Genomic DNA, 14,420 nt, shown 5'->3' with positions numbered 1-14,420 from the left:
GTTTAAACGCTAAGTAGTTACAGCAGGAGGCGTTTGGTGACCATTGACATTTCACTCTGGCAGTCGCCAACAACGTCGCTATTGATAAAGGCTGATGAACTGCATCTCTGGCGTTTTCGCATCGACATTTCTGTTCAAGCTGCGGCTGTTTTGCGGCAATCGCTGTCAGCAGAGGAATCTGTACGCGCTGATCGGTTTATAAATCCTCTGCATCAGCGAAGATTCATTGCCGCGCGCTCCAATTTACGGCGGATTCTCGGTTGGTATCTTCAGTGCTCGCCTGTTACGGTTCGTTTTGCCTACAGCCAATTGGGGAAACCCTTCCTCGACAGGGAGCATCGTCCGGAAATCAGTTTTAATTTATCCCACTCGGGGGACTGGGCCGTCCTCGCTGTGACCTCCGGGCCTGATGTCGGTGTTGATATCGAAGAAGTAGTGATGAAAGACAATCTGCAGCAGCTAGGCAACTATGCTTTTGATGAAGCTGAAATGACATTATTTTCTGAGTTTCCCGTAACCCGCAAACATCGCGGTTTTTACCGCCTGTGGACAGCTAAAGAGGCCAGATTAAAAATGCTGGGAATCGGGCTGGGCGAGATGAAGACAGTGTTCATGCCGGAGTTCGGGTGTTTTTTTGTTCCGGCAAAGGGCTATGTCGCTGCCGTTGCGGTTGCTTGTCATGTATCACGGATTATTCGCTATCATGATGAGCTTGTTTCTATTGCAGATACCCCTTTATTAAACCCGCCTTTGTGCTAACCTTAAAATCATCACCTGATTCCATAGGCCATATTTATGATAAAACAGCTACAACGGCTGATGGTGTTTCTGCTGCTGTTATTAGGCTGGCTCAGTGCCTTTCTGGTGACTGGACAGTTTGGCCGTGCCTCACTCTCTCTGCTGTTGCCGGTTTTTCTGCTTGGCAGCGGGATGGGGTTAATGCTCAAGCTGACTCATATCCGGGCTACCGTACTGACCCTCGCGGTCACAGCTATCGCCGCCCTGGCGCTGCTCAATCAGTTTTTTCCTCAACACACTCCGCGCCTGTCCGCTCTTAAGGGAACAAGTCCTGACTTCTTTCCGGTCAGCATTGAGGTGCCTGTCGTTGATGAATTGTCAGAGTTCATGACGGAACGTTTCCTTGAAAGTTCATCAGCCGTTACCATCGAGCTGATTGCCCGGCTGCCGGCCCCGGCCCGTCAGATGCTGATCGTAGATGACCGGATGTATGTGACCTTGTCGGACCTTGGTGCAATCTATCTGATTGATCAGATCAGCACAGGGCAGTCCAGGGATCACCCGTTACTTTATCATTCCGGTTTGGATCGCCCTTTCGGTTTGGCCCTTAGTAACGGGCGACTGTTTGTCGCTGAACCTTATCAGGTGCTTGAACTGATCGACAGCAATCTTGATCTGCTGGTTGATGCAGAAGATATTCTGCTTGATGGCTTGCCGGATGATGGTGGTCACTGGATGCGCACACTTACCAGTGACAGTGACGGATTTCTTTATCTTTCCATCGGCTCACGCTGCAATGCCTGCGAAGAGGAAGATCAACGACGGGCGACCATTATCAGGATTGATCCCGACACCGGTGAAGCTCGTGAATATGCCTATGGTTTACGCAACAGCGTGGGCATGGCGGTGGCCCCGGATACCAGTCAGTTATGGGCAACCGATATCAGCCGTGAGCTGCAGGGACGAGGTTCTCCACCCGCTGAACTGAATCGTATCAGAGCGGGGGAGCACTACGGCTGGCCTTATTGCTATGGTCAACAGACGCCCGATCTGCAACTGGGTTCGGAAAAATTATGTCGTGATACCGTGCCGGCTAACGTTGATCTTCCCCCCCTGTGCCGGCCCATGGGGCTCATCTTCGGTTCCAGGCTGAGAGCCCCCGAGGAGTATCAGAGCAGCATCTACATTTTGTGTCGTGGCAGTAGTGATCGCTCAAACCGTCCCGGCCCGAAAATTATCCGTTTACCCTATGACCAGGGTAACATCAGCGGGAAAGTGATGGATTTTTTACGTGGTTGGGATCCCGAATGGGGGGCACCGATTGCTCTGGCCGTCTCAGAACAGGGGGATTTATTTATCAGTGATGAAAGAACTCAAGCCATCTATCGTGTTGGTTGGCCGGTGGCGTCGAATCAGGGTGGAGAGCAAGGACGTTAAGTTGACCTGTTATCCACGACTTGGTGTAAACGGAAGGATTTTCTCCTTGACACTCTACGGTCTATTTGGTACTTCAATCTGCACGCCGGATCGGCGCATTTCGGCCCCGTCGCCAAGTGGTAAGGCAGAGGTCTGCAACACCTTTATCAGCAGTTCGAATCTGCTCGGGGCCTCCAGTAACTCAAAAGTGCCAGCCTTCAACGGCTGGCACTTTTTTTTCGGTTGTTTTCCATGGATATTCTGACTCCACAGGTTATCAGTCTGACCATCACGTTCGGCATAATCGCCGGTTTTCTGGCCGGGTTGCTGGGCATTGGTGGCGGCGTTATTCTGGTGCCGTTATTCTTGTGGCTTTTTCCGATTGCCGGATTTTCTCCGGAGCTGGTTGTCCATACCGCTTTTGGCACCAGCCTCGCGATTATCCTGCCAACGGCTGTCAGCAGTACCCTCGGTCATCGCAAACGTGGGAATATCCACGGTGAGATGATACTGTACCTGTCTATTGGTGGGGTTATTGGTGGTCTGCTTGGCGCCACCATTGCATCCCTGGTTTCCGGCAGCATCCTCAAAATCTGCTTTGGTCTGCTGCAGATCGTTATCAGTGTACGACTGCTGTTTTTTAAACAACCCTATCTGCCGCCGGAATGTATTGACTGTGCCCGTCCCTGGCAATTTGTTGCAGTCGGCTTTATCGGGGGGTCATTTTCCGCTTTTTTTGGTATTGGCGGCGGAATTGTGACGGTTCCGTTGCTCCTGTTGTTGCTGCATCTGCCGATGCGGTTGGCGGTAGGCAATTCCAGCGCTTTGATTGTCGTTTCTTCCCTGGCTGCGGTTACAGGTTATGTCTGGCATGGCATGCAGCAGTTAACCGTTGCCCCCTATTCCATCGGCTATGTCAACTGGCTGGTAGTGCTGCTGGTGGCACCGGTGACGATGATCAGCGCACGCCTGGGTGTACGCTTTGCCGGCAAGACCAGTCAAACCAAACTGATTCGGATTTTTGCCGTAGTACTGATGTTGATCGGCGTTAAAATCGTTTTCAATCTATAACAAGATCATCATTCTCTGGAGGTGTCATGATTCGTCAACCCGTTGTTGCCGGACTTTTTTATCCATCCAGTGCTGTTGAACTAAAACGCCAGTTAGCGGCCTTAATTACAGATGGTGATCAGCAACAGGCGACAGCAGTGGTGTTGCCTCATGCCGGTTATGTATATTCCGGTGATGTTGCCGGCGCGGTGATTTCCCGTATCAGAGTACCGAAACAGATAGTTTTGCTTGGTCCCAATCATCACGGCAGAGGAAAACAGATGGCTGTCAGCGCCGCTGATGCCTGGACCACCCCTTTGGGGGACGTTCCTGTGGCAGCAGATTTGCGTACTCATCTGCTGGACGAGATACCACAGCTGGAACTCGATGACCGTGCACATCAGCAGGAACATTCCCTTGAAGTGCTGCTTCCTTTTCTTCAATATGTACAGCCGCAGGTGGAAGTTGTCCCCGTCGCGTTACAACATTCCGGCCCGACACAGTTAATTGAGCTGGGGGCAGGTATTGCCCGAGCTATTAAGAACTGGAAGGAACCTGTCCTGCTGGTTGCCAGCAGCGATATGAATCATTTCCTGCCGGCTGCGGAAAATATCCGGCTTGATGCCCTGGCCATTGATGCCATGACCGCCTTTGATCCGCAGCGGCTCTATCAGGTGGTGGTTGATCAGCAGATCAGTATGTGTGGTGTGTTTGCTGTGGTTGCAGTGATGGCTGCAGCCAAACTGTTGGGTGCCAAGAATTGTGAACTGGTCCGCTACCACCATTCCGGTGAAAAGAGCGGTGATAACAGTCGGGTGGTCGGCTATGCGGGTTTGTTAATGAATTAGATTTTGACTATTTCAAGGTCATCTACTTAAGGAGATTTCATGTCAATATTGCGTGTACGTTTTGCTCCCAGTCCGACTGGATATCTGCATATCGGTGGCGCCAGAACCGCGCTGTTCAACTATCTGCTGGCAAAAAAAGAGCAGGGTACCTTTGTCTTGAGAATTGAGGATACCGATCTGGCGCGTTCAACGGAAGAATCGGTGCAGGCTATTCTCGATGCCATGGAATGGCTCGGTTTGCGCTGTGATGAGGGCCCTTATTATCAGAGCGAACGTTTTGGACTTTACCAGCAAAAAGTCATGCAGTTGCTGAACGAAGGCAAGGCTTACCGTTGCTATTGCACCCCGGAAGCTCTCGATGCCAAGCGTGAACTGGCGCTGGCACAGGGACATAAACCCAAGTATGACGGTACCTGTCGCAAACGCAGCGATCATCCTGATGCCCCACACGTTGTCCGTTTCAAGCTGCCCGACCCGGAAGGTGAAACGGTTGTTGCTGACCGGATCAAGGGCACAGTGACCTTCCGCAATGAAGAACTGGACGACCTGATCATTCAGCGCAGCGATGGTAGTCCTACGTACAATTTTGTTGTTGTCGTTGACGATGCGGAGATGGGGATCACCCTGGTGATCCGCGGTGATGATCATCTCAATAATACCCCACGACAGATTCTGCTGTATCAGGCACTGGGCTACCAGGTTCCTGAGTTTGCTCATGTCCCGATGATTCTAGGTTCCGACAAGAAGCGGCTGTCCAAGCGCCACGGTGCGACCTCGGTGATGGCCTACAAAGACCTGGGTTATCTGCCGGAAGCGCTGGTTAACTACCTGGTGCGCCTGGGCTGGTCGTTGGGTGATGAAGAGATCTTCAGCATGACCGATCTGATTGAAAAATTCAGTCTGGATGGGGTAGGGCGCTCCGCCGGCGTATTCAACCCGGAAAAACTGCTGTGGCTCAACAGCCATTATATTAAAACCGGTGATCCCGAGCGCCTGGCAAAACTGTTGCTCCCATTCCTTGCTGCCCAAGGGGTCAGCGTTGAAGGTGGCCCCGATCTGGTTGGGGCCGTCAAAAGCTTGCAGGAACGCGCTGCCACGCTGGTTGAAATGGCAGCCGGGGCTGCTTTTTACTATCGTGATGAAGTTGTCTTTGACGAGGCAGCCAGAATTAAATTTATTTCGACAGAGCAACAAAGCATGCTGACCAGTGTGCGGGATGAGCTGGCGCAACAAAATGCTTTTGATCACGATGCCATCGAAAAAGCCCTTGCCAACGTGATGGCAGCCACCGGGCTGAAGTTCGGCAAGATTGGTCAGCCCCTGCGGGTGGTGTTGACCGGTGGAACGGCCAGTCCCGGCATCTATGACATTCTTCAGATTCTTGGTAAGGAGCGCTCAATCAAGCGGCTGGAACGCGCGTTGACGTTGATCGCCAATGGTTGAGTCGTGTTATTCTGACCAGGATTCGTTTTTCTAACGTGCGGACACAATATCAGTTTTGTTGATGCGCGGAGCCGGAACTTTCAATTTTCCGGCTCCGCCAGTTCCTGTGCCAATGTTTTGCTCAATTCTTCCAGGCTACGATTCAATGATCCGACAAGTTCCTCATAACTGTTATTGATGGTTCGGTGGTCAATGAATTGACCGCTGCGGTGTTCACCATTCTTGTTGACAGTGTTCCAGCGAATATCAATATCGGTCTGGTGCCCCAATATCCCTGATAGTTTTTTTACTGATAACTGCAGATAAAAATCTGGCTGACGATGACTCAGCCAGGGGCGGATCACGATGGTGGCCCGGGGCAGTAATAGTTCCAGATTGTTGGTCAGCTGGGACAGTAGCTGTTCTTCGAGCGGTGCCGCCCAACGTTTTGTGTCAGTAAAATAAATCACATTTTGCCGGTGTTGAACAACCTGGGGGCGCTTTAAATATTCTGGAAATTCAGTCAATTCAATATCAACAATTAAAGTTTTATTTGAAAATTCTTCGCTGCTTGAGTCCATGGATTCGAGAACATAATACTGGCTGGGAACAACGGATTCTCCCAACTGGATACAGGCCGATGTTGATGCCAGCAGCAGTGTCAGGATCAGGTAACGACTTATCTTCATTTATTCCTCCGCCGTTCGGCCGCGCAAAAGTATTTGCGGATTTCGTTCAATTTCATCAACCAGGGTGCGCAGACTGCGCAAGGTACGATTGAGTTCCTGCATGGTGATGCTGAACTGCTGTAGCAGGGGAGAGTCTTCGGTGGTCAGGGATTCGAGCTGACCCATGGTCGCGGTGACTTTGTCCGACGCTTCGGTAAAGGCAACCATGCCGCGATCAAAGGTTTCCGCCAGCGGGTCAACTCGTTGCTCAATGGCGGCAAGGGAGAGTCTGGCCGACTCAAGGGTGAGCTGAATATCTTTGAACGCGCTCTCCAGGCTGGCATCGATGCCGGTCAGGGTTTTTTGCGATCGGTTCAGGGTCTCTTCGGCGTTATCAATAAGTCTTGGAAGACCGGCATTCATCTCGATGAGAAGCTCATTGAGCAATACGGTGGTGGTATCAAACTGTTCAACGGCATTGTGAAGGTGTGAAGAGTTGACCAGCCGCTGTACACCATCAGCAGATTGCATCAATTTATCGACAAGTTGCTGCCAGGGAAGATCCTCAAAAGTTTTTGTCAGCTCTGCCAGGCTTGAGCTGATAGCAGGAATCTGCGGGTAGTCGCCGGGCAGGTCAACTTTTGAGGCCGGTGATTCCGGAACCATATCCAGATTCACAAACAGCTGACCGGTCACTAGGCTGTCAAGTTGCAGCTGAGCCCTTAACCCCTCGTCTATTAGGGGTAAAATAGGGTCTCCCCCCTGAACGCTGGTTTTTAATGTTTCAAAAAGTCCCTGCTCGGATCCTTCTGCCCGGATTTTTTTAGGATCCAGTTCAATCACCACAGGAATATGAAATTCGAGATCGCTGGGACGAACCCTGATGCTGATTTCTCTGACCTGGCCGATCCTGACCCCGCGAAAACGCACCGGTGAGCCGACGTTTAAGCCTTTCACCGAGCTCTCAAAATAGATCACGTAACGACTGGTTTCGGTGAAAAATCCACCGGGGCCGAAAAAAACCAACCCCCCAACAATCAGGACAACTGCACCGATAACAAAGATTCCAATCGTACGCGGATCAACTTTTTTTCTCGTATGCATGGTGTTCCTTTAACCTCTGTTTCGCATTAAATGCTCCGGGTCAGAAAATTGCGGACTCTGGGATCTGCAGATTCTTTTAAAAGTTGTTTTGGCGGACCCGATGCAATCATGGTTTTTTCATCAGTATCAAGAAAAATTGCTGTATCACCAACCGAAAAAATACTTTCGAGCTCATGAGTAACCATCACGATCGTTGTCTCCAGGCTGTCCCGCAGTTCAAGGATCAGTCGGTCGAGCAGTTTCGCGCTGATAGGATCGAGTCCGGCCGAGGGTTCATCAATAAACAGGATATCGGGGTCTAGCGCCATTGCTCTGGCAAGGCCGGCGCGTTTGCGCATGCCTCCACTGATTTCTGAGGGGTAATAGTCTTCAAAACCGGCAAGTCCAACCAGCGACAGTTTATAGGAAACAATTTTTTCAATCTGGGATGAAATCAACGAGGTGTGCTCTGAGAGAGGTAGCGCAATGTTTTCAGCCAGGGTCATGGAGCTGAACAGGGCACCACTCTGGTAGAGGACACCGCTGCGGCTGATCATGCGTGTGCGTTCTTCAAACGTGGTATCCCAGATATTGGTACCATCGATAAGGATGTCTCCAGCGGCCGGCGCCATCAGACCGATCAGATGACGCAACAGAGTGCTTTTACCGCATCCGCTGCCACCCATAATAATAAATATGTCACCGCGTTTAACACAGAAATTGAGGTTCTGCTGAATAATCGTATCAGCATAAGCCATGGTCAGGTTTTTTACCTGAAGATGAGTGGCCCGCGACATTAAACCCCCAGAACCTGGCAGATAACAGTGATTATTGCATCGGCAACGATAATCAGCACCAGGGAGGTGACGACCGCACTGGTGGCTGCAAAACCAACCGCTGAGGCACTTCGGCCACACTGTAAACCCCGAAAACAACCGGAACCGGCCACCAGCACACCAAAAACAGCAGCTTTTAAGATTCCGATAACGAAATGTTTTAATTCAACAAAGTCCTGTATCTGTAAATAATACTGATAAAAGGAAACGTCAAAGAGTCCGGCGCTGACCACGGCTCCACCAAATATACCCATAAAAATTGAATAGATACATAGAAGCGGCATGGTGATACATAGTGCCAAGAGGCGCGGTAAAACAAGAAATTCAATGGGGGAGATTCCCATGGTTTTCAGGGCATCGATTTCTTCATTAACCTGCATGGTGCCGATTTGCGCGGCATAGGCTGATCCGCTACGGCCGGCCATGATGATCGCCGTCATCATGGCTCCCATTTCACGCGCCATTCCGAGACCTACCAGGTTGGCGATAAAAATTTCGGCACCAAAAAGGCGCAACTGGACAGCGCCGACAAAAGCCAGAATCATACCTACCAGGGTGCTGATCAGGGTGATAATCATCAGGGCGGAAGGTCCGGCCGCTTCAATCTGATAGAACAGATCAGAAATGCGCAAACGTGCCCGTCCACGCAGCAGGTTGTATGCCGCTTTATACAGGTCCCCCACAAAGGTCAGCATATCATTCCATGAGCGATGCATCTCAATCGTCACATTACCGATTTTCGCCAGAACCGGTTGCCCCAGTAACGTGCGGCGCGCTCCCTTACGTTCAGGAACCGCATAGGCCAGGTTCAACAGACGCCTTGCTCCCTGGGGCAGATTTGTTTTGTCAATGAGGATATTGTTGTGTTGACAGTGATCGATCAGCTCGATCAGAAAGGTCATCAAGCCGCTGTCCCAAGCCTGAAGTTGCTCAGTGTTGAAACTGACAGTCGTAGCTTTGGTGCTGTTGATCTGACTTAAAACAGGAGGTGCTGCCGGCATGCCGGCAGAGTATGACCAGTTGCCGACAAGATGAAGCAACAGGCTATTTTCAGTGGTTTCAAACCGGTATTGTGCAGGTACTGACTCAGCCATGTTAACCCTGTTATGGAGATTCAATCACAATCTTCACGAGGTTACCATGTTACTGGTTGCGTATCCAGCTGGTTCGAACTAGGTGGTGTGAAATGAAGTTGGTTCAGAAGAAATCATCAGTTTTCAATCTGTCGCATATCCAAAGATGATATCTGATTTCTGCCGCTGCTTTTCGACAGCATCAGGGCCTGATCGGTTGCTAAAATCAATTCATCCTTAGTCACCTCATTGGTCTCCGGAGTTGTCGTGGTCAGCCCTGCACTCATGGTGACGTAAATCACCTGATCCAGATGATTGGTCGCAATCCCTTCAACGCAGCGCCGTAAACGTGAAGCGAAGACCCGTGCCCCTTCAGCTCCGGTTTCAGGCAGAATGATGGCAAATTCATCTCCTCCATAGCGGGCAACAATGTCACAGGGACGTACCGCAGAACAAACGGCCTTGGCAATATTCATCAAGATGACATCACCTACAGGGTGACCATGGCGATCATTGGTTTTCTTGAAATAATCAATATCAAAAATGATCAAAGACAAGGATGAATGATAACGTCTTGCGCGCGACAGTTCTTTGTCCAGGGTTTCATGAAAATAACGGTGGTTATAAAGTCCCGTGAGGCCATCACGGTAGACAAGTTCCCGCAGACGCGCATTGCTCTCTTGAAGCTGGCGCGTCATCCGTTCTGATTTTGTCCGGGCAACGTTGAGTTCCAGAACCATCTGTTCCTTGGTCAGATTGATGCGTGTCAACTCGGCATTGGCCTGTTGCAAAAGGACTGAATAAGGCACCATTTGTTCTGATTTAATCTCAAAAAACTCGATAATTTCATTGCTTTTAGTCGCCGCTTCATCGAGCAGCCGGTAGGTCTGTTGGTCTGTCAGGCCGTAATCATTTTCAAGCTGTTCCTGAAGTGCCGGTGCGGTAGTCAGCGCACCGTAATCATGACACAAGGAAGCTATCTGGGTGGCAAAATGGAGAATTCTAGTAGTTTGCTGACTCTCTTCAGGAACACGATCCGGACAGACATGGTATAAAATCGGCTCACAGACATTGTCCGGCAGATTCCAGTGTTTCAGTAGTGCATAGCCAACCTGGGCATGGTTGTATCCGTACAGGTTGTTTTCGGCTTCGACCAGGTTATCATTATCATTAACTTCCGTGATCAGCCTGTTATATATGTCGCCTTTTGCCTGGGAGATAACCAGGATGCCGATGTCTTGAAGCAGGGCGGTGACAAAAATACTGTCATTTTGTTGATTCACTGCACGTGCCAAAAGCTCTGCAGCCACAGCCGCGGCGACCGATTGTTGCCAGAACCGGTCCATGTTAAATCCGGCATTTCCAGTGCTGCGGCAGTTTGAAGTGATCACAAATGAGAGCGCAATGTTTTTGATAACATCGGTTCCCAGAGCAATCATGGCTCGTTGAATATTGGCTATATTGCCTTTTGAACAGAACATCCCTGAATTGGCAATCTTGAGCATCTTTGCGGTTAATGCCGGGTCTTTGGCAATCACATCACCCAACGCCGTGAGTGGCGCCTCGTCTTTTCGAACGGTGCTAAGGATATTGACAGCAATGGCGGGAGGAGATGGCAATTGAAGATTATTTTCAATCAGCTTGATGATATTTTTGTACTGCAATCCTGCTTGCATGATAGTTCCGCCAATCTTATGAGGTTCCGGGAGTTCATCACCAGCAGTATATCATAGATAGTTAGGTTTTAATAATAATAATTGATCAATATATGTCAAGAGAATAAATCTTGATGCTGGACAGGCGTAAAGGCTCTGGTTACTATACAGGCTCAATTTTGTTCGGCAAAAAGTTTTGTCTAACTCTTCTCCTGTGTTTTTTTAATTTCACCCATAACCATGGATCTTTTGATGAAACTGACGGAATGTCCTGTTCTGATATTTGATGGTGCCTGCGGAACCAATCTGCAACTCTTTGATATTTTACCGGCGCAATGGCATGACTGCGAAGGGTGTAACGAAATTCTCAACCTCAGCGCACCTCACCAGATCGCGCGATTGCATTGTGAGATGCTCAATGCCGGTGCCATGGTACTTGAAACCAACACCTTCGGAGCCTCACGCATTGTATTAGCTGAATATGGCTTACAGGACAAGGTGCGGGAAATCAATACGCAGGCAGTAGCAATTGCCAGAAAGGCCATCGCCGGCAGGGAAGGTCGTTTCGTTGCCGGATCTGTAGGGCCGGGAACCAAGCTGCCGTCCCTGGGGCACATTGATGTTGACAGTCTCAAAACGGCAACGAGCGAGCAGATTGCTGCCCTGCTTGATGCCGGGGTTGACTGTCTGATTATTGAAACCTGCCAGGATATGCTCCAGACCAAAACCGCTTTGATTTCCGCATTTGAAATGCTTGAAGTTTCCGGATTGTCGCTACCGGTACTGGCTTCAGTGACCATTGAACAGCAGGGGACGATGCTGGTCGGTAGCGACATTGCCGCGGTTGTAGCGACCCTGGAACCCTTCCCTTTGTTCTCTTTGGGAATTAATTGTGCCACTGGTCCCAAGGACATGGTGTCACACGTTCATTATCTCAGTCAGCACTGGCCGGGACGGATTTCGGTGATTCCCAATCAGGGAATGCCCGAGGTTGTCGATGGTAAAACCCACTATCCATTAGCCCCTGAGGATTTTGCTGAACAGATGTGGCGCTTTGTTACGCAACAGGGGGTCAGTATTGTCGGTGGTTGCTGTGGCACCAGCCCGGCCCATATTACCGCGTTGGCAGAGCGGCTTCACGGCGCTAGTCCGGCTCGGCGGGAGGTGAATCAATGAAAGCTTCTGTTGCCAGCCTTTATCAGGCCGTCGAGTTGAACCAGGAGATACCGCCGTTGCTGATTGGTGAGCGCTGCAATCCCAATGGGTCCAAAGCGTTTAAAGAAGCGCTGATCGCTGAAGATGATAACGCCTGCCTGAAAGTTGCTTTGGATCAGGAAGCACGTGGGGCCCAGGTGATTGACCTGTGTGTTGCTTATGCCGGCCGTGATGAGCTGAGTGATATGAGGCGTCTGACACGATTGTTTGCCGGATCCTGCAAAGCTCCCCTGATGTTTGACTCTACCAGTCCCGATACCCTTGAAAAAGTACTGCCGTTGTATCCGGGACGTGCCATCATCAATTCGATTAATCTTGAGGATGGCGGTGAGAGTCTCGATCGCATCTGCAAACTGGCAAAAAAATATGGAGCAGCAGTTGTCGCTCTGGTGATCGATCTGGAAGGGATGGCTTTGACCTCGACCCGGAAGCTGACGGTCGCCAAGGAAATTTATCAGCGCGCGGTAACTGTCCACGGGCTGCGGCCGCAGGATCTGCTGTTTGACCTGTTGACCTTTACTGTCGGCTCCGGCGATGAAACGATGCGTCGCTCAGCGATCGAAACCATTGAAGCGATCAAACTGGTGCGCCGCGAGCTTCCCGGCGTTGGCTTTACTCTGGGCGTCAGCAATGTCAGTTTCGGGTTGCGCCCGGCAGCGCGCAAAGTTCTCAATTCTGTTTTTCTGCATGAGGCGGTTGCGGCAGGGCTCAATACCGCCATCGTTGATGCCGCCAAGGTGCTGCCTTATTCGGCCATCAGTGAAGAAGACCGCGAGATCTGTTTTGATCTGCTCTTCGATCGTCATCCTGATGCATTGATGACGTTTATCGACTATTTTGAGCAGGCCGGTGATAAAGATCAGGAGGAGGATACCCCGCAGCTGTTGCTCGAAGAACAGCTGCGTCAGAAGGTCCTTAAGGGTGACAAAGATGGTCTTGAAGATCTTCTTGCTGAATTGCGTGGGCGCTGGAAACCCCTGGATATTGTTAACCGCCTGCTGGTACCGGCAATGCGCGAGGTCGGTGATCTATTCGGTCGTGGCGATTTATTGCTCCCCTTTGTTCTGCAGTCCGCCGAGGTCATGAAACTCAGCGTCGCTCTGCTCGAACCTTACATGGAAAAGCTCGACCAGGAAGGGCAGGTCAAGGTGCTCCTTGCCACAGTTGCAGGTGATGTTCACGATATCGGTAAAAATCTGGTTGATATCATTCTGACGAATAACGGTTATAAGGTGTTCAATATCGGCATCAAGGTTCCGGCCGAAGAAATCATCGCTAAAGCCAAAAAGTATCAGGTTGATGTTATCGGTCTTTCGGGACTGCTGGTCAAATCAGCCCTGTTAATGAAAGATAATCTGACCCAGTTCGGTGATGTCGGCCTCAACCTGCCGGTGCTCCTTGGTGGTGCCGCACTGACCCGAAAATATGTCGCTCAAGATTGTGTTCCACAATATCAGGCTCCGGTTGTTTACTGTGCCGATGCTTTCGATGGCCTCAAGGCCATTCGTGCTTTTGAAGCCGGGGAGCTCACGTCAACAAGCTGGTCCGACAGCACCGTCGCACCCAATCGCCCCGGTGCGCAGATTGCCGTCATTGACCGCCGGTGGGAATCTCCAGCGGTTCCTTTTATCGGTGACCGTCAAGTGCTCGACATTGACCCGGAGAAACTCTTTGATTACCTCAATCAGCCGGCCCTGTTCCGGGGCCGCTGGGGTTACCGGCGGGGGAAGATGGCTAAGGAAGACTACGAGCATCTGCAGCGAGAAACGGTGCTGCCCCTCTATGAGCGGCTCAAAAGTGAAGGCTTAAATGAAGGCTGGTTCGAGCCGAAGGTAACTTATGGTTACTTCAATTGTTTCAGCCGGGAAAATCAGCTGATCGTTCAGCATGACGGCCAGGACTACCGATTCGACTTTCCGCGCCAACAAAGCGCTGCCGGTTTGTGTATTGCCGATTTCTATCACAGCGAGAAAGAGGGGGGGGACAAGACCGGCTTTTTTGTCGTGACCATTGGCGAAAAGCTGGCGCGGGTCACTTGCGAACTCTATGCTGCTGACAGTTACCACGATTATCTGATGCTCCATGGATTGGGCGTCGAGCTGACCGATGCCCTCGCCGAATACTGGCATGAACAGATGCGCATCGAGATGGGAATTCAGGCAGGAAGCACCGACATGGCGTCCTACGTGGCTCAAGGGTATCAGGGTTCACGTTACGGTTTCGGTTATCCGGCCTGCCCGGACCTGGCTGCCCATGTTCCCGTGTTTAACTTACTGCATCCCGAGCGGATCGGGGTCAGTTTAACCGAGTCATATGAAATGGTGCCGGAGATGACCACCTCTGCGATTGTTGCTTATCACCCCCAGGCTAAATATTTTGCCGTCTGAGTTGCCTGCTGTTAACGACGAGATGGTTC

General features: G+C 50.8%; 12 protein-coding genes and 1 tRNA gene. 8 read left to right on the top strand and 5 right to left on the bottom strand.

Going from position 1 to position 14,420, the window contains the following annotated elements; all coding sequences use genetic code 11:
* Window positions 1-36 precede the first annotated feature (36 nt).
* The 6 genes from AC1931_RS02935 to gltX all read left to right on the top strand — a co-directional run bounded on the left by AC1931_RS02935 (window position 37) and on the right by gltX (window position 5,495).
* Window positions 37-759, top strand: coding sequence for a 4'-phosphopantetheinyl transferase family protein (locus AC1931_RS02935; protein ID WP_483875730.1), 723 nt, complete (start codon window positions 37-39; stop codon window positions 757-759).
* A gap of 36 nt (window positions 760-795) precedes the next feature.
* Window positions 796-2,175 (top strand): PQQ-dependent sugar dehydrogenase, encoded by a 1,380-nt coding sequence (locus tag AC1931_RS02930; RefSeq protein WP_483875729.1) that lies wholly within the window; start codon window positions 796-798, stop codon window positions 2,173-2,175.
* Between the two features lie 102 nt (window positions 2,176-2,277).
* Window positions 2,278-2,351: transfer RNA gene (locus AC1931_RS02925), tRNA-Cys, on the top strand.
* 55 nt (window positions 2,352-2,406) lie between these two features.
* On the top strand, window positions 2,407-3,225 hold the full coding sequence (locus AC1931_RS02920; protein WP_483875728.1) for a sulfite exporter TauE/SafE family protein: 819 nt from the start codon (window positions 2,407-2,409) through the stop codon (window positions 3,223-3,225).
* Window positions 3,226-3,251: 26 nt separating this feature from the next.
* Window positions 3,252-4,052, top strand: coding sequence for an AmmeMemoRadiSam system protein B (gene amrB, locus AC1931_RS02915; RefSeq protein WP_483875727.1), 801 nt, complete (start codon window positions 3,252-3,254; stop codon window positions 4,050-4,052).
* A 39-nt stretch (window positions 4,053-4,091) separates the two neighbouring features.
* Window positions 4,092-5,495 (top strand): glutamate--tRNA ligase, encoded by a 1,404-nt coding sequence (gene gltX / locus AC1931_RS02910; RefSeq protein WP_483875726.1) that lies wholly within the window; start codon window positions 4,092-4,094, stop codon window positions 5,493-5,495.
* Window positions 5,496-5,575: 80 nt separating this feature from the next.
* Here gltX and AC1931_RS02905 read toward each other — a convergent pair whose 3' ends face one another.
* The 5 genes from AC1931_RS02905 to AC1931_RS02885 all read right to left on the bottom strand — a co-directional run bounded on the left by AC1931_RS02905 (window position 5,576) and on the right by AC1931_RS02885 (window position 10,810).
* Window positions 5,576-6,163, bottom strand: coding sequence for a PqiC family protein (locus AC1931_RS02905; protein WP_483875725.1), 588 nt, complete (start codon window positions 6,161-6,163; stop codon window positions 5,576-5,578).
* Entirely contained in the window at window positions 6,164-7,246 is a 1,083-nt protein-coding gene (locus tag AC1931_RS02900) for an MlaD family protein (protein ID WP_483875724.1), read from the bottom strand. It lies immediately after the preceding gene.
* 26 nt (window positions 7,247-7,272) lie between these two features.
* Window positions 7,273-8,022: an ABC transporter ATP-binding protein gene (locus AC1931_RS02895; RefSeq protein ID WP_483875723.1), complete on the bottom strand. Its 750-nt coding sequence runs from the start codon at window positions 8,020-8,022 to the stop codon at window positions 7,273-7,275.
* Window positions 8,022-9,155 carry an MlaE family ABC transporter permease gene (locus AC1931_RS02890; protein WP_483875722.1) on the bottom strand — a complete coding sequence of 378 codons (1,134 nt, stop codon included), beginning with the start codon at window positions 9,153-9,155 and terminating at the stop codon, window positions 8,022-8,024. Before AC1931_RS02890 ends, AC1931_RS02895 begins: the two co-directional genes overlap by 1 nt.
* 116 nt (window positions 9,156-9,271) lie before the next feature.
* A complete protein-coding gene (locus AC1931_RS02885) occupies window positions 9,272-10,810 on the bottom strand; it encodes a sensor domain-containing diguanylate cyclase (protein WP_483875721.1) in 1,539 nt (512 codons plus the stop codon).
* A 231-nt stretch (window positions 10,811-11,041) separates the two neighbouring features.
* Between AC1931_RS02885 and AC1931_RS02880 the strand changes: the two genes are divergently transcribed.
* Both AC1931_RS02880 and AC1931_RS02875 read left to right on the top strand, forming a co-directional pair.
* The gene (locus tag AC1931_RS02880) at window positions 11,042-11,965 is read left to right on the top strand and encodes a homocysteine S-methyltransferase family protein (RefSeq protein ID WP_483875720.1); all 924 of its coding nucleotides are present in this window, start codon (window positions 11,042-11,044) and stop codon (window positions 11,963-11,965) included.
* The gene (locus AC1931_RS02875; protein ID WP_483875719.1) at window positions 11,962-14,391 is read left to right on the top strand and encodes a methionine synthase; all 2,430 of its coding nucleotides are present in this window, start codon (window positions 11,962-11,964) and stop codon (window positions 14,389-14,391) included. The genes AC1931_RS02880 and AC1931_RS02875 overlap by 4 nt, the downstream gene beginning before the upstream one ends.
* Window positions 14,392-14,420: the final 29 nt, after the last annotated feature.

The sequence above is a fragment of the Pelovirga sp. C15f genome (assembly GCF_057178085.1).
Note: the sequence above shows the minus strand (reverse complement) of the source record. Positions and strands in the feature narration are given on the sequence as shown.